Origin of the sequence: Streptococcus sp. 5346 (genome assembly GCF_013277455.1) — a bacterium.
Taxonomy (GTDB): domain Bacteria; phylum Bacillota; class Bacilli; order Lactobacillales; family Streptococcaceae; genus Streptococcus.
The window spans coordinates 119,987-136,086 of the sequence record NZ_VMMY01000009.1 but is presented as its reverse complement, the minus strand read 5'-3'; the positions used below and the strand labels follow the sequence as shown (position 1 = coordinate 136,086).

At 41.2% G+C, this 16,100-nt stretch carries 17 protein-coding genes; 6 read left to right on the top strand and 11 right to left on the bottom strand.

Annotated elements, in window-relative coordinates; all coding sequences use genetic code 11:
* Positions 1 to 2 precede the first annotated feature (2 nt).
* The 5 genes from aguA to HT732_RS06620 are packed head-to-tail and all read right to left on the bottom strand — an operon-like array spanning position 3 to position 5,789.
* Positions 3 to 1,088: an agmatine deiminase gene (gene aguA / locus HT732_RS06640; RefSeq protein ID WP_173254395.1), complete on the bottom strand. Its 1,086-nt coding sequence runs from the start codon at positions 1,086 to 1,088 to the stop codon at positions 3 to 5.
* A complete protein-coding gene (gene nspC, locus HT732_RS06635; RefSeq protein WP_173254394.1) occupies positions 1,085 to 2,212 on the bottom strand; it encodes a carboxynorspermidine decarboxylase in 1,128 nt (375 codons plus the stop codon). Before nspC ends, aguA begins: the two co-directional genes overlap by 4 nt.
* The gene (locus HT732_RS06630) at positions 2,212 to 3,471 is read right to left on the bottom strand and encodes a saccharopine dehydrogenase family protein (RefSeq protein ID WP_000088787.1); all 1,260 of its coding nucleotides are present in this window, start codon (positions 3,469 to 3,471) and stop codon (positions 2,212 to 2,214) included. Before HT732_RS06630 ends, nspC begins: the two co-directional genes overlap by 1 nt.
* The gene (speE, locus tag HT732_RS06625) at positions 3,468 to 4,328 is read right to left on the bottom strand and encodes a polyamine aminopropyltransferase (protein WP_000366713.1); all 861 of its coding nucleotides are present in this window, start codon (positions 4,326 to 4,328) and stop codon (positions 3,468 to 3,470) included. Before speE ends, HT732_RS06630 begins: the two co-directional genes overlap by 4 nt.
* Positions 4,329 to 5,789 carry an aminotransferase class I/II-fold pyridoxal phosphate-dependent enzyme gene (locus HT732_RS06620; RefSeq protein WP_173254393.1) on the bottom strand — a complete coding sequence of 487 codons (1,461 nt, stop codon included), beginning with the start codon at positions 5,787 to 5,789 and terminating at the stop codon, positions 4,329 to 4,331.
* Positions 5,790 to 6,498: 709 nt separating this feature from the next.
* Between HT732_RS06620 and HT732_RS06615 the strand changes: the two genes are divergently transcribed.
* Complete coding sequence (locus HT732_RS06615) at positions 6,499 to 7,194, top strand: VIT family protein (protein ID WP_173254392.1); 696 nt, start codon at positions 6,499 to 6,501, stop codon at positions 7,192 to 7,194.
* On the opposite strand, the gene HT732_RS10375 is transcribed toward HT732_RS06615, so the two are convergent.
* The 3 genes from HT732_RS10375 to HT732_RS06600 are packed head-to-tail and all read right to left on the bottom strand — an operon-like array spanning position 7,191 to position 10,227.
* Positions 7,191 to 7,427 carry a hypothetical protein gene (locus HT732_RS10375; RefSeq protein WP_240155844.1) on the bottom strand — a complete coding sequence of 79 codons (237 nt, stop codon included), beginning with the start codon at positions 7,425 to 7,427 and terminating at the stop codon, positions 7,191 to 7,193. The genes HT732_RS06615 and HT732_RS10375 overlap by 4 nt on opposite strands.
* Before the next feature lie 51 nt (positions 7,428 to 7,478).
* Complete coding sequence (locus HT732_RS06605; protein WP_173254391.1) at positions 7,479 to 9,467, bottom strand: ABC transporter permease; 1,989 nt, start codon at positions 9,465 to 9,467, stop codon at positions 7,479 to 7,481.
* Between the two features lies 1 nt (position 9,468).
* Positions 9,469 to 10,227 carry an ABC transporter ATP-binding protein gene (locus HT732_RS06600; protein ID WP_000173372.1) on the bottom strand — a complete coding sequence of 253 codons (759 nt, stop codon included), beginning with the start codon at positions 10,225 to 10,227 and terminating at the stop codon, positions 9,469 to 9,471.
* A 426-nt stretch (positions 10,228 to 10,653) separates the two neighbouring features.
* On the opposite strand from HT732_RS06600, the gene HT732_RS06595 reads away from it, so the two are divergent.
* The gene (locus HT732_RS06595) at positions 10,654 to 10,851 is read left to right on the top strand and encodes a hypothetical protein (protein WP_173254390.1); all 198 of its coding nucleotides are present in this window, start codon (positions 10,654 to 10,656) and stop codon (positions 10,849 to 10,851) included.
* A gap of 137 nt (positions 10,852 to 10,988) precedes the next feature.
* Here HT732_RS06595 and HT732_RS06590 read toward each other — a convergent pair whose 3' ends face one another.
* Genes HT732_RS06590 through HT732_RS06580 form a run of 3 tightly spaced genes read right to left on the bottom strand, consistent with a single transcriptional unit; the run spans position 10,989 to position 13,885 of the window.
* Positions 10,989 to 11,261: a PspC domain-containing protein gene (locus HT732_RS06590; RefSeq protein WP_001085048.1), complete on the bottom strand. Its 273-nt coding sequence runs from the start codon at positions 11,259 to 11,261 to the stop codon at positions 10,989 to 10,991.
* 58 nt (positions 11,262 to 11,319) lie between these two features.
* Entirely contained in the window at positions 11,320 to 11,769 is a 450-nt protein-coding gene (locus HT732_RS06585; protein WP_173254389.1) for a SprT family protein, read from the bottom strand.
* Positions 11,756 to 13,885: a Tex family protein gene (locus tag HT732_RS06580; protein WP_173254388.1), complete on the bottom strand. Its 2,130-nt coding sequence runs from the start codon at positions 13,883 to 13,885 to the stop codon at positions 11,756 to 11,758. Before HT732_RS06580 ends, HT732_RS06585 begins: the two co-directional genes overlap by 14 nt.
* Before the next feature lie 52 nt (positions 13,886 to 13,937).
* On the opposite strand from HT732_RS06580, the gene HT732_RS10370 reads away from it, so the two are divergent.
* The 4 genes from HT732_RS10370 (at position 13,938) to HT732_RS06565 (ending at position 16,059) form a co-directional block, all read left to right on the top strand.
* On the top strand, positions 13,938 to 14,096 hold the full coding sequence (locus HT732_RS10370) for a hypothetical protein (RefSeq protein ID WP_240155843.1): 159 nt from the start codon (positions 13,938 to 13,940) through the stop codon (positions 14,094 to 14,096).
* 113 nt (positions 14,097 to 14,209) lie between these two features.
* On the top strand, positions 14,210 to 14,341 hold the full coding sequence (locus HT732_RS10510) for an SPJ_0845 family protein (RefSeq protein ID WP_000268685.1): 132 nt from the start codon (positions 14,210 to 14,212) through the stop codon (positions 14,339 to 14,341).
* A complete protein-coding gene (locus HT732_RS06570) occupies positions 14,342 to 15,247 on the top strand; it encodes a permease (RefSeq protein WP_000123625.1) in 906 nt (301 codons plus the stop codon). It abuts the gene before it with no gap.
* Positions 15,244 to 16,059 (top strand): TIGR03943 family protein, encoded by an 816-nt coding sequence (locus tag HT732_RS06565; RefSeq protein ID WP_173254387.1) that lies wholly within the window; start codon positions 15,244 to 15,246, stop codon positions 16,057 to 16,059. Before HT732_RS06570 ends, HT732_RS06565 begins: the two co-directional genes overlap by 4 nt.
* Positions 16,060 to 16,100: the final 41 nt, after the last annotated feature.

The following is a 16,100-nucleotide window of genomic DNA, read 5'->3' as shown; positions in this document are numbered from 1 at the left end:
TCCTATTCTGGGATTTGTTGGGTGATACAGTGGATATTGCCACCACCTAAGAGAATATCTCTGGCTGGTATTCCGACAACTTTACGGTCTGGGAAACACTTACTGAGGATATCTAAGGCCACTTGGTCGTTTACATCATCAAACTGTGGAACCAAGACAGCCTTGTTGGCGATATAAAAATTCACATAGGAAGCTGCTAGTCGTTCACCTGCGTATCGCTCTTCTTCTCCTTCTTCATAGATGTAGCCTGGCAAATCCTCTTCTGTCACAACTTGTCGAACTGCAGGGATAGGCAATTTATGAATGGTGAAGTGACGACCTTTTGCATCTGTTTCCTTTTCTAAAAGCGCTAAATCAGCTGCCGACATGGCATACTGAGGATCGTTTTGATCATCTGTCCAAGCCAAGACAAGCTCAGCAGGACCAACAAAGGCAGCAACATTGTCAACGTGTTCATTGGTTTCATCCTGATAAATACCATAAGGAAGCCAAATAACTTTTTCAGCGCCAAGGCACTCTAATAAGGTATTTTCGATTTCCTCTTTACTTAGATGAGGATTGCGACCAGAACTAAGTAAGCAACTTTCAGTTACGAGAATGGTTCCTTGGCCATCGCTATGGATCGCTCCGCCTTCTAGTACAAAGGGTTTGGCATCATAAACAGGCATTTCCAAGGCCTCAGCAAAACGACTGGCTACTTGGTCATCTTCATCATAATCTTGATAAAGACCATCCACAGAACCACCCCAGGCATTAAAAGACCAATCGACTGCAAGCTTTTCTCCTTTATCGTTGACGAGAATAGTCGGACCCGTATCTCTAGCCCAGGCATCATTGGTGGGAATGTCTAAATAAACAACGCTATCTCCAAGGTAGTCTTGAGCTTCAGCTAAGTAGTCTTGGTCCACCAAAAGATAGACTCTTTCCACTTCTGCTATGGTTTTTATAATCTGGCTAAAAGCCTTTTTAGCTGCCTTACCTTGATAAGGCCAAGATCCTGGTCGAGTCGGCCATATCATGAGAGTACCATGGTGGGTTTCATACTCTGCTGGCATACGATAGCCTAATTTTTTAGGACTGTCCATCATGATAATCTCCCTTTAAAATCTTGATAGCCGAAGGCTTTGACTAAGCTACAGTCTCCCTGTTTGTCCATAAGATAGAGACTTGGCAATCCAATACCATTAAAGGTATTATTTTTAACAAATGAGTAAATAGCCATGTCCTCAAAGTAAAGTCTATCTCCAATCTCAACAGGATTTTCAAAACTATAATCATCAATCACATCGCCTGTCAGACATGTATTGGAAGAAAGTCTATAAGTATGGGCTTTTTCCTGTGCCTCAAAGCCATTTCTCAAAGGTGGACGATAGGGCATCTCAAGTACATCAGGCATATGGCAGGTCGCAGAGGCATCTAAAACCAAGATTTCCATACCGTTTTCTACAATATCTAATACCTCAGTTGCTAGATAACCCGCATTGAGCGCAATGGCTTCACCCGGCTCGATATAGATTTCAAGATTGTAAGTTTCTCGGATACGCTTGATTTCTGAAATCAGCAAATCCACATCGTAACCTTCTCTTGTGATATGATGTCCGCCCCCCATATTGAGCCATTTGACCTCATGTAAGTACGAACCAAATTGCGCTTCTACTGCTTTCAAAGTTGTCTGTAAATCATCTGCTCCCTGCTCGCAAAGGGTGTGAAAATGAAGGCCGTCAACCAATTCCAGCAAATCACTAGGAATCTTGTCTAGAGTAACTCCGAAACGGGATCTAGGGGCGCAAGGATCATAGAGAGCGTGATCTCCTTGAGTTGAACACTGAGGGTTAAGTCGCAAACCCACGCTTACACCAGCTTCACGACAACGCGAACCATGCTTACGCAACTGTCTCTCAGAATTAAAGACGATATGGTCTGTTATCTCCAGCAATTCCTCCAAGTCTGCATCCTTGAAAGCAGGTGCAAAGACATGGACTTCACCAGGAAATTCTTCCCTTGCCAATTTGGCCTCGTAGAGACCACTTGCAGTTGTACCAGATAGATACTGGCTAATCAAGGGATAGGTTTTGTAAAGGGAATAGGCCTTCTGGGCAAGCAAAACCTTGCAGCCAGCTTCTTCTTGTACATATTGTAGAATGCGGCAATTGGCTTCTAACTTGGCCAAGTCAATGACATAGGCTGGCGTTGGTACTTGTTCTAGCTTCATTAGTCCACCATTTGTGGATTTTCAACCACAACCCAAGGCAAACCATACTTATTCAATGCTTCCATGAATGGATCTGGATCCAATTCTTCAAGGTTATACACTCCAGCTTGTTTCCAAGTACCGTTCATAACCAATTTTGTCCCAATCATGGCTGGAACGCCAGTCGTGTAAGAAATTGCTTGTGAACCAACTTCTGCGTAACATTCCTGATGGTCGCAAACATTGTAGATGTAGATGGTCTTTTCAACGCCATCTTTGACACCTGTAAAGATACATCCAATATTGGTTTTACCTACAGTACGTGGTCCAAGGCTGGCTGGATCTGGAAGCAAGGCTTTTAAGAATTGGATTGGAACGATTTCTTGTCCATTGAAGTTAATGGTATCTGTACGAAGGAGACCGACATTTTCCAAGCATTTCATGTGCGTCAAGTAAGATTGACCAAAGGTCATAAAGAAGCGAATGCGTTTGACACCTGGAATGTTCTTGGCCAATGATTCAATTTCTTCATGGTGAAGGAGATACATATCTTTTTGTCCAACTTGAGGGAAATCATACTCACGCTTGATAGACATGGCTTCAACCTCAACCCATTTTCCATCTTCCCAGTAAGAACCTGGCGCAGAAACTTCACGGAGATTGATTTCTGGGTTAAAATTGGTCGCAAATGGATAACCGTGGTCACCACCATTACAGTCTAAAATGTCGATATAATGGATTTCATCAAAATAGTGTTTGAGCGCATAAGCTGAGAAGACGCTGGTTACACCTGGGTCAAAGCCAGATCCAAGAAGAGCTGTTAAGCCTGCTTCCTTGAATTTTTCTTGATAAGCCCATTGCCATGAGTAGTCAAAGTAGGCTGTAAAACCAAGTTCCTTACAACGTTTCTCATAGATGGCACGCCACTCAGGGTCTTCTGTGTCTTCTGCTTCGTAGTTGGCCGTATCGATATAGTGAACACCTGTTGCCAAACAAGCGTCCATAATGGTTAAATCTTGATATGGTAGTGCTACGTTCAAAACAGCTTCTGGTTTGTAGCTTTCGATCAAGGCAATGACTTCTTGAACCTTGTCAGCATCAAGAGCAGCTGTCTCAATCTTTGTACTTGTTTTGCCTTCCAGTTTAGCCTTCAAGTCATCACATTTTGACTTAGTACGGCTAGCAATCATAATTTCTGTAAAGGTTTCGCTATCTTGGCAAATCTTTGAAATAGCAACTTGGGCAACGCCCCCACATCCAATAACTAGTAAACGACTCATTTTTTTCCTTCCTCTTCTTCTAAAATGTCCTCAACATACTTGGGCAACATAAAGGCTCCCACGTGTAAGTTTGCAGTATAGTATTCTGTGAAAAGCTGGCGTTTTTTCCAGCCTTCCTTGTCAAAATCTTTGACAGGGTGGTATTTTTTCGAAGCAAATCCAAACAACCAATAGCCAGCTGGACTGGTTGGGATGTGGGCCTGGTAGACCCGACTGATTGGAAAGGCTTGATTGACCTTGCGGTGCATGCTTCGACAAGCTGACTCATCCTCGTCAAAGAAGGGACTACCATGCTGGTAAATCATGATTCCGTCTTCTTTCAATGCTCTGTAACTGTTTCCGTAAAATTCCTTGGTAAAGAGCCCTTCCGTATGTCCAAATGGATCCGTCGCATCGTTGATGATAATGTCGTAATCATCTTCACAGTTTCGCAAAAAGCGTAGCCCATTTTGGTAGTAAATGGTAACACGAGGATCATCTAGCCCTGCAGCAAAGTCTGGGAAATACTCACGACAGACTTCAACCAACATCTCATCCGGTTCCACGATATCGATTTGCTCCAGTTCAGGATAAAGTGTTAATACTTGAGCAACACCACCGTCACCACCCCCAATAACCAAGACTTTCTTGGGATTTGGGTGGACAGCCATGGGAACGTGGACAGTCATTTCATTGTAGACAAAATCATCCGCATCTGAGAACAAGACGTGCCCATTTAAAATCAGTATTTTCCCAAAAGCTGGTGTATCCAAGACTTCGATATCCTGCCATTCACTTTTACCAGCGTAGAGTTGCTTGGCTGTTCTCAAGGATAATTTGACATCTGGAGTATGAACTTCAGAAAACCATAAATCCATCTAGTTCTCCTTTCTCTTAATGACGTTAATGTGATTGACCTCAGGATCTTCCGTCCCTTGGAGGGAACAACCACGTTCCTTGGCAAATTGGATATAATCGACAATTTCTCGTGTAATGCGTTCGCCAGGAGCTAAGATAGGAATTCCTGGAGGATAGCACATGACAAATTCCCCACAGACTTGTCCAACAGATTCGTCTAAAGACAAACTTTTTCTCTCTGAATAGAAGGCTTCCTGAGGAGATAACACTAATTCAGGCTGAATATATTCTCCTGCTATCAAGTCCTTCCCATCTCTTGAATAGAGTCTCTTGATGTCAGCCAAAGCACCGACCAAGCGCTCGATGTCTTGGATGCGGTCACCAATCGAAATATAGGCCAAGATATTGCCAATATCACCAAACTCAATCTGAATGTCGTATTCGTCTCGTAGGAGGTCATAAACCTCGATACCTGTTAAGCCAATACCCTGAGTGTAAACTGACAGCTTGGTCACATCAAAATCACAGACCGAAACACCATCTATTAACTCTTTTGAGTAGGCATAGTAACCACCAATGGCATTGATTTCACGACGAGCGTACTCGGATAGCTCAATGACCTTCTCAAACGACTCTTTACCACGAAGGGCCAAGTTGCGACGTGAAATATCCAAACTAGCCATCAACAAATAAGAGGCGGATGTTGACTGGGTAAGATTGATAATCTGACGAACGTATTCAGAATTCATCTGCTCTCCGATAAGTAAAATGGAGCTTTGGGTCAAACTCCCACCAGACTTATGCATGGAAACTGCTGCCATATCAGCACCTGCATCCATAGCAGAAATTGGAAGTTTATCAGTGAAATGCAAATGCGCTCCGTGGGCTTCATCTACTAAAACCATCATGCCAGCTTCATGAGCCATTTCTGTCAACCCCTTTAGGTCTGAACAGATGCCGTAATAAGTAGGATTGTTAATCAAAATGGCCTTGGCATCTGGATGCTCCTTTATGGCCTGGGCTACTCGGTCATTTTCAAGACCTAAAGCGATACCAATCTTAGGATCTACACTCATCTCGATATAGATTGGAATGGCACCACATAGAACCAGCGCATTAATAGCAGATTTGTGGACATTTCGTGGCAGAATAATCTTATCTCCTGCCTTGCAGGTTGACAGAATCATAGTCTGTACCGATGAAGTTGTTCCCCCAATCATGAGAAAAGCATGGCTAGCTCCAAAAGCATCAGCTGCCAGCTCCTCTGCATCCCGAATAATCGAAATGGGATGGCCTAGATTATCCAAGGGTTTCATCGAATTGACATCAATGCCTACACATTTTTCTCCTAAGAGTTCGACAAGTTCTGGATTTCCTCGTCCACGCTTGTGACCTGGAACATCAAAGGGAACAATCCTTTTCTTGCGTAACTTCACCAAGGCCTCATAAATTGGGGCTTGGTTTTGATCTAACTCCTTCAAGACATACTCCTTTCAATATTTTTAGGACCTTATGAAAACTAAGGAACTAAAGGTTGACTCATGAAAAAAGAGCAGGATTTCACCTGCTCTGCAATCTTCTGACGTTTTTATGTTTGTTTCTGTTGAGTATGTCTGTTCCCGATGTTTCCTAACTCTCTAGTAGCAAATATTACGTACTTTATTGATCGTTTCACAAGATGACGTGTGCTTTCACCACACTAAAAATTTATGAATTAGGACAAGTGTCCTAACATCAACTTATAAAAGTAGGCTTTTAACCCTATCAATAATGTGGTTTTTCAACCACGCTTCGGCATTCAACCCTGCCTGTCCGTAGGCGTTTTTTACTCGGGTTTATATTTGCTAGAAAACATCATCTCATTTTCTAAGCTTTATTACTATATCATGTTTTTAAGAACTTGTAAAGCGTTTTTTGATAAAAAACAAAAATATGTTCGTAAACTCTTTGGTTTATGTAAAAAATATCGATAAATATTTTCTTGTAAACGATTATAACGTGAACAAAATGATTATCATATTTAATTTTAAATTTTTTATGCTATTCTATACTCTTTATCTTCGGTGTTTGATCTATCAGAGAAGATGTCGACATTTTTATATCATTAAAATCGTGCAACTTTTTTCAGATACTTTTAAAAGATTGATTTCTCTATATTTTTCCTTTATACTGGATAAAAAGGAGAATAGTATGTCAGAAACAAATCACGAAATTGATTCAAATTTTGCAGGTCGTTTAAATATCCTACGAGCAGGTGTTCTTGGTGCCAATGATGGGATTATTTCCATTGCTGGTGTGGTTATCGGGGTTGCCAGTGCTACAAGCAATATCTGGATTATCTTTTTATCGGGTTTTGCGGCTATCTTAGCTGGCGCCTTTTCAATGGCTGGTGGAGAATATGTGTCTGTTTCAACTCAAAAAGATACCGAGGAAGCAGCCGTTGCGCGTGAGCAAGTCTTGCTAAACCAAGATATGGAGCTAGCCAAAAAGTCCCTCTATGCTGCCTATATTCAAAATGGCGAGTGTGAAACATCAGCCCAACTTCTCACCAACAAAGCCTTTTTAAATAATCCGCTCAAGGCTTTGGTAGAGGAAAAATATGGAATTGAGTATGAAGAATTTACCAATCCTTGGCATGCTGCCATTTCTAGCTTCGTTGCCTTTTTCCTTGGAAGTTTGCCTCCAATGCTGTCAGTGACCATTTTCCCAAGTGATTACCGCATCCCTGCTACTGTCTTGATTGTAGGACTCTCACTCTTGGTGACTGGCTACACAAGTGCTAGACTTGGAAAAGCACCTACCAAAACGGCTATGATTCGGAACCTTGCTATTGGTCTCTTAACCATGGGAGTTACCTTTCTGCTAGGACAACTTTTCAGCATTTAATACTCTTCGAAAATCTCTTCAAACCACGTCAGCTTCGCCTTGCCGTATATATGGTTCCTGACTTCGTCAGTTCTATCTGCAACCTCAAAGCAGTGTTTTGAGCTGACTTCGTCAGTCTTATCTACAACCTCAAAACAGTGTTTTGAGCTGACTTCGTCAGTTCTATCTACAACCTCAAAGCAGTGCTTTGAGCAACCTGCGGCTAGCTTCCTAGTTTGCTTTTTGATTTTCATTGAGTATGAAATACAAGAAATACCTCGATTTTGAAGTCGAGGTATCTTTTTTTACATTTGCACAATCTTGCGATAGCTTCTTGAAGTAATCATGAAAATCAGCACATAGGCGATGAGGAAGATAGCGCAGATAGACAAGGTTACAGTCAACATCATAGTCGTATCCAGTACACCAATTACTTTTAGAATCAGACTAAGCATATGGTAGGCAAAGGCTAGATGTAGGAAGGCAAAGAGCAAAGGAAGGAAGAAAACAGTTAAAACCTGTTTGTTGATGGTTTGCTTGATTTGCTTTTGATCTAAACCGACTTTCTGCAAGATAATAAAACGCTCACGGTCTTCATAGCCTTCAGAAATTTGTTTGTAGTAGATGACCAGAACAGTTCCGACCATAAAGATAATGGATAGGAAAATACCGATAAAGAAGACACCACCAAAGAGGGCACTCATCTGAGTACTAGCATCTGATAAATTACTACCGTAAACATAGCTACCTTCCGTGTTTAATTGAGCATTAAACTGATCGAGGTATTTATCATACTCGTCAGCGACCTTGAGTTGTTCTTCTTCACTGGCATTTACATTCATACCACCGTAAAACTGATTATAGATAGCCGAATCTGGGAATTGATCCAAAAAGGCTTGTAAATCAGGTACAACAAGATAATTGTAATCAGCAGTCAAAATATTAAACTGATTTGGAACGTGGTTCACAATGAAATCTTTATTAAATTCTTCTTTGACAGAAAATTGATGATCATTCAGAATTAGAGTTTTCTGTTCTTTAACTCCCTCATTCTTGGCAAAGAGTCCGACCTCATTTCCTGATAGAGACAGTTTTTGACCAGTCATGTTTTCATAATCTTTTTGGTCAAATACCATAAAAACTGTTGTGGGTTGGACACGATTTTGTCCTTTTTCAAAAAGTGTTAACTTATTTCCTTCTTGGTTTGCAACACCAAAGTAAGTATAACGAATCACTTCTTTCTCTTTAATCTTATAACCTTTGTCACTTGCAAACTGGCTCAAGAGTTTGTCCAAGTCTTCTTTTTCAACATTTTGCCCTGAAACTCCAAAATCATGAGGATTTAGAACTTTTTTAAAGCTTTCTGCGGAATTGAAAATGCTTGTCGCTGCTGACATGGTTACCAAAACCATTGTTGACAAGATAGCGATAGTTGCTAGTCCAACCGCATTTTTCTTCATACGGAAAATCAAGTTGGAAACAGAGATGAGGTTATTAGGTTGGTAATAGTATTTCTTATTTTTCTTTAAGATTTGTAGGAAGACTGTAATTCCTGCATTAAACAAGAGATAAGTACCAAAGATAACCAGCAAAACAGCTATGAAGAAGGTTGTTAAGGCTGTAAGAGGATCTTTTACCGTAAGGGCAAGATAATAGCCAATCCCTAAACTAATCGAACCAAGAATCGTTTGGAGAGGTAGGAAACGACCTTTTTTCTCTCCGCTTGCTTTCTCACGCGAGAGCTGGAGGGCATTCATACGGGCGATTCGAAGGGCATTCAGGAACATGAGGCCTAGGAAAATCAAACCAAAGACAACAAGTACTGTAATGACAACTTTCATCTGGAAGGTAGCGACCAGCTCAACCTTCAATTTCATCAGCTTGAGCAAGAAAGCGAAAATCAACTTGTCAAACAAGGCTCCAATACCGATACCTGCTCCAACAGTTAGAATCCCAAATAGCACTAACTCCTTAAAGGTCATACTGATCAGGTGACGTTTCTCCAAGCCCAACATGCCATAAATTCCTAGTTCCTTGGAACGGTTTTTCATGACAAAACTATTGGCATAGAGGACGATAATGGCTGACGCAAGGGTGACGACAAACATACCAAATCCTAGAGTAGCTTGAATGGTTGATCCTCCACGAATTTCCGCAATCTTGGGATTGAAGGTTAGAGAGTAAAAGAGATAGGTGACTGTGACTGCTAAGAGAACAGCCAGCGCAAAAGGATAGTAGAGTTTGCGGTTTTTAATCAAGTTCGATACCGCTAACTTATTGGTTAATCGAAACATACTAATTCACCTCGCTTGCCATGACAGTCAAGGTATCAGAGATTTCTTGGAACATCTGACGTTCTGTCTTCTCTCCACGGTAGATTTGATTGTATAGAATGCCGTCCTTGATAAAGAGTACACGTTTAGCTCTGCTGGCTGCTGCTGTTGAGTGGGTTACCATGAGAATGGTTTGGCCGCGCTCATTGATTTCATCAAAGACATCAAGTAAGGCTGCAGATGACTTGGAGTCAAGAGCTCCTGTTGGCTCGTCCGCAAGGAGAATTTCAGGTTCAGTGATGATGGCGCGAGCTACTGCTACACGCTGTTTTTGCCCACCTGAAATCTCGTAAGGGTATTTCTCTTGCAATTGGTTGATACCTAGATTCTCAGCTGTCACCACCAATTTCTTCATCATCTCCGTAATAGGTCTTCTTGACAAGACAAGCGGAAGCAGGATATTGTCTTTAACAGACAGGGTATCTAGCAAGTTAAAGTCTTGGAAGACAAAGCCTAGCTTTTCACGACGGAAGCTAGAAGCCTGTGAATTTTTAATAGTTGCTGTATCAGTTCCATTCAGGTAAACCTGACCACGAGTTGGTTTATCCAGCATAGCTAGAATATTGAGAAGAGTTGATTTACCAGAACCAGACTCACCCATGATGGCAACGTAGTCACCCTTTTCTACGGTAAAGTGAATATCCTTGAGGGCTTCTACTTGGTTACCCTGAAAACGTGTTTTGTAAATTTTTTGAACGTGTTTTACATCTAAAAGTGTCATGAGAATCTCCTTTCTTAATATCCCATCAAATGAAATGTTGCTTGCATCATAGCGCATCCCAGCTGAACACGCTCGATATCTTTGTGGCTTGGTTTTCTTGTTTTCTTATGTAAGATTTGTTTCATGATGTTACTCCTTTGTTCTTTATAAGTCTAGTTTACATCAAAAAAAGACTGCTTGCCATAACCTAACCTTACAAAATAGACTTTAATCTTACATTTTTGTAAGATTGGGGGAAATGTAGGAAAAATTACTTAGAAAATGATTTGATTTCCTATTTTTAAAATTGTAAAATATAAGTATGAAAAGGCTTACTTTGGAAAGGAGGAATTGGAACTAACATTTGAGTAAGCTTACCTAGATAACATACCATTAAATTGAACACTTGTAAGTCGTTCTAAGTATCAGGAAAGAAGGTGCGCTTTAATGAAACACAAAGAACATATACTCATCGGACTTCTCTATCTCCTCTCTCCATTCATCGGTCAACTCTTAGTTGAAAAAACATACTTTATCGATACAGAATTTACAGCTACTGCTTATGCTATTTGCTGGCTATCAGTTGTTATCAGCATCCACTATTTTTCAAAAAATGTATTGTCTCAGCATGAAAAATCAGATTAGAAATCTAAGTTCAAAATATTATTTTTAGTTTGTAGATGAATCTGGAAAAATATTATTAAAAGTAAAAAAGCTTTAAATCAAGCAGTTTAGACTATTGATTTAAAGCTTTTTGCATATTTCAAATCTTTTGTAAAACCTCACCAAAACCATCCTTCATTATCGTCAATGGCTTGGGCTTCTTTTCGTTTGCGTGGGCCTGTTCCGTACATTTCTGCTTCGATTTCTTCCTTGGTTGGCATGACAGAAGCTAGGATGATATAGATAATCACGCCAAGTCCAAAGTTTGCAACTGTAAAAATGGCAAACAAGAAACGAACAAGGGTAACATCAAAGTTCCACTTGTCTGACAGACCTGCCAAAACTCCTGAAATCATGCGATTTCGTCTCATTTTATAAAATTTACTGTTCATGATATTTCCTCTTTCTGCTAGGTTAGTCATAGTATATCACGGGTAGGCTCAGCTTTCATCAGTCCTCAGGCTGATTTACTAATAGCAATTTACCTCTACAAACTCCACAGCGATAGCGTTGAGTATCAATCCTTCTCTTGCGATGATAAGTTTGCTGGCAGGATTGGCAACGATAAAGTTTGAGTGGTTTAGAGTGGCTATTTGTCAAGGAGGGCACAAAGCGTAATCCATCCACTGCTTTCAAAAGTTCCTTAAAATCCCGATCCTTGTGTTGATAGCCCTTCCCTTGAAAATAGAGATGATAATGACAGAGTTCATGTCGGACAATTTTCCTAAAAACATCCAGACCCAGTTCCTGATAAACCTTGGGATTAAAATCCAAATGCCCATCTTTGGGGAAAAATCGCCCACCTGTCGAACGTAGACGAGAATTCCACTGGGCTCGATGGATAAAAGGTCTCCCGAAGTCTTCTAGCGAAACCTGCTTAACGAAATCAGTCAGTTTCATTTGGAGCTAAGAGCGACAGATTGACTTTTTCACGTTCAGTATCAATTTTCTTGACCCAAACGGTCACCAAATCACCAACTGACACCACTTGGCTAGGATGTTTGATAAATTTGCGACTCATATGGGAAATATGAATCAGACCGTCCTCGTGAATCCCAATATCAACGAAGGCACCGAAGTCAACGACATTACGCACCACACCTTCCAGCTTCTGTCCGACTACTAAATCCTTAATATCTAGGACATCTTGGCGAAGTACAGGTGCGTCAAAGGAATCACGGAAATCTCGACCTGGTTTGAGAAGATCTGCAATGATGTCTTTAAGAGTTTCTGGACCAAGGTCTAGCTCTTGCGCCATTTCCTTGACTGAAAGCGACTTGAGTTTGCTTTGTGCTTCTTCATTCAAGCCCGTAATGTCCAAACGTTTGAAAAGTTCCTTAACGGCAGCGTAATTTTCTGGGTGAACTCCTGTATTATCAAGGATATTGCTACTTTCTGGGATACGAAGGAAACCAGCTGCCTGTTCAAAGGCCTTGGCGCCCAGACGCGGAACTTTCTTGATTTGAGCGCGTGAAGTGATTTTTCCTTCTTCCTCACGGTATTTGACGATATTTTCAGAGATGGTTTTATTGAGTCCAGCTACGTGTGAAAGAAGAGCTGGGCTGGCCGTATTGACATTGACACCGACTTGGTTAACCACCGTGTCCACGACAAAGTCTAGACTTTCAGATAGTTTCTTTTGGCTGACATCGTGTTGGTACTGGCCGACACCGATTGACTTAGGATCGATTTTGACCAATTCCGCAAGGGGATCTTGCAAACGACGGGCGATAGAAATAGCAGAGCGTTTTTCAACAGTCAAGTCTGGAAACTCCTGACGAGCAAGTTCGCTGGCAGAATAGACCGAAGCACCACTTTCATTTACGATGACATAACTAACCTCAGGAAAATCTTTAAGAACTTCCGCCACAAAGGCTTCACTTTCTCGACTGGCAGTTCCATTTCCAATAGCTATAATCTCTACACCGTATTGACCAATCAAGTCCGCCAGATCTTTCTTGGCTTCTTCGATTTGACGAGCTGATGCTGGTTTGACAGGATAAATGACCTGAGTTGTCAACATTTTTCCTGTTGCATCAACGACAGCTAGCTTGGCACCTGTACGAAAGGCAGGGTCAAATCCTAGAACCACGCGCCCTTTCAGCGGAGCAACCAAGAGCAGATTGCGTAGGTTGTCAGAAAAAAGTTGGATAGCTCCTTCTTCTGCTTTTTCAGTCAATTCTGTTCGAATACGGCGCTCGATAGCAGGTAAGACTTTTTTCTTAACTGACTGCTGAACCACTTCATCAATATAGGCATTCTTCACCTTGAAACGAGCAGCAAAGAAGGCAAGAATACGGTCCGTCGCATGTTCAAAACTGACCTTCAAAATTCCTAGTTTCTCCCCACGATTAAGCGCCAAGGTACGATAGCCTTGCATAGTTCCCACTGTCTCTGAAAAATCATAGTAAATCTGAAAAACCTGCTTTTCATCAAGACTTTCATCCTTGACTTGAGAAGTGAGTTTAGAGTGTCTCAACACCTCCTGATAAGTCATGGCGCGCAGTGTCACATCTTCCGATAAGGCTTCAACCAAAATATCAACTGCACCAGACAATGCTTCCTTGCCAGTCGCAAATCCTTCACAGACAAACTTTTCAGCCTCTTTCTCTAAGTCCGCTACATTCTGCAAGATTAAGCGAGCAAGAGGAAAGAGTCCAGCTTCACGAGCAATGGTTGCCTTGGTTCGACGCTTTTCCTTGTATGGAAGATAGAGTTCTTCTACGTCTGCTAATTTTTCGGCAGCTAAGATAGCTTCTTCCAACTCTTTAGTCAACTTGCCTTGTTCTTGAATCTTAGCTAAAACAGCTTCCTTACGGTCGTTGAGATTTGTCAGACTTTTATCCAAGTCAATAATGGCCTTAATTGCCACCTCATCCAAACTACCAGTCATGTCCTTGCGATAACGCGCGATAAAGGGAATAGTCGCCCCTTCAGCTGTCAAACTTAGAACGGTATCAATTTGCTTTAACGTCACTCCCAAATCCAGGGAGATTTTTTCATATTTTTTATCCATGAATCTATTATACCATAAGCTGGAAGGCTTGCTCCAATCCTTTTCATACTCAATGAAAATCAAAAAGCAAACTAGGAAGCTAGCCGCAGGTTGCTCAAAACACCGTTTTGAGGTAGCAGATAAGACTGACGAAGTCAGCTCAAAACACGGTTTTGAGGTTGTAGATAAGACTGACGAAGTCAGTCACATATATACGGCAAGGCGAAGCTGACGTGGTTTGAAGAGATTTTCGAAGAGTATCAACTATCGAAAACAAATTAAAAAACTCCCTTTTCCTTAAAATAATAGTATAATAGAGGTAGAATTTAGAATCGAGGTACACCTATGGCTGTAAAATTTACAAAACGAGACGACTTGGACAAGATGTTTGAAGAGTTTGCGAAACTCCCTGATTTGAAACAAGTCACTTTCCCTGATGACAAAGAGAAAAAAGCCAAAGCAGAAAAGAAAAACTAGATGACTGCTTTCCAACAACTCCCGTCTAGTGTGCTTCAGACTGGGGCTATTTTTCTCTCTATAATCATTGAAGCCCTTCCCTTTGTTCTGATAGGAAGTATTGTTTCAGGGCTGATTGAGGTCTATATCACACCTGACAAGGTTTATCATTTTCTCCCTCGAAATCGTTGGGGGAGAATCTTTTTTGGGACCTTTGTCGGTATGCTTTTCCCTTCTTGTGAATGTGGAATCGTCCCCATCATCAATCGTTTTCTGGAAAAGAAGGTTCCAAGTTACACGGCCGTTCCCTTTCTTGTAACAGCACCTGTTATCAATCCCATTGTTCTCTTTGCGACCTATTCTGCCTTTGGCAACTCCTTCCATATCGCCCTGTTACGAGCTCTTGGTTCCATTGTTGTGGCTGTGATACTTGGGATTTTTCTAGGATTTTTCTGGCAAGAACCGATTCAGAAAAAAAATCGTCTGGCCTGTCATGAGCATGATTTTTCTCACTTGACCCCTGCAAAAAAAGTTTTTCAGGTCTTTGTGCAGGCCATTGATGAATTTTTTGATACGGGACGCTATTTGGTATTTGGCTGTCTCTTTGCCTCAATAATACAGGTTTATGTTCCGACTCGGATTCTGACCTCTATCAGTGCGACCCCTCTTTTTGCCATCCTGCTCTTGATGCTTTTGGCCTTTCTTCTTTCTCTCTGTAGTGAGGCCGATGCTTTTATCGGAGCTTCTCTTCTCTCGAGTTTCGGCTTAGCACCAGTTTTGGCCTTTCTCGTGATTGGCCCAATGCTGGATATCAAAAATATTCTCATGATGAAAAATTACTTGAAAGCACGATTTATCAGTCACTTCATAACGATTGTGACTCTTGTCGTCTTAGTGTATTCTCTCTTGATTGGAGTCATCCTATGATTCGATTTTTAGTTTTAGCTGGCTATTTTGAATTGACTATTTATCTCCATCTGTCGGGCAAATTGAACCAGTACATCAACATGCACTATTACTATCTGGCCTATATTTCCATGGTGCTTTCCTTTGCTTTGGCAATCGTTCAATTGTATATCTGGATGAAGCAAGTCAAAACCCACAGTCATCTGAACAGCCGATTGGCCAAGATGACGAGTATTTCTCTTCTGGCTATTCCACTTGTCATCGGCTTAACTTTCCCAACTGTTAGCTTGGATTCTCAGACCGTTTCTGCCAAAGGCTACCATTTTCCTTTATCAGAAGGCACGGATCAAGCCATTCAGACCAGTGAAGGAACGACAAGCCAATATTTGAAACCAGATACCAGTTCTTATTTTTCAAAAGCAGCTTATGAAAAGGAAATGCGAACTGCGGCGGATAAATACTTGTCCCAAGATAGTATTCAGATCACTAATGAAAACTATATGGAAGTCATGGAGGCTATCTACGACTATCCAGATGAATTCGAGGGCAAGACAGTCCAGTTCACAGGCTTTATCTATAACGACCCCAGTCATGCCAATAGCCAATTTCTATTCCGCTTCGGCATTATTCACTGTATCGCGGATTCAGGTGTCTATGGATTGCTGACCAAGGGAAATACCCGTCAGTATGAAAATAACACTTGGATAACGGCCAAAGGAAAACTGGTCAATCACTATCATAAAGAACTCAAACAAAACCTCCCAACCTTGGAAATCGATAGCTTTACCAAAGTCGATAAACCAGAGAATCCCTATGTGTATCGCGTGTTTTAAAAAGCAAGATAAAAACGAACAAGTTCTCTTCTGAATGACAG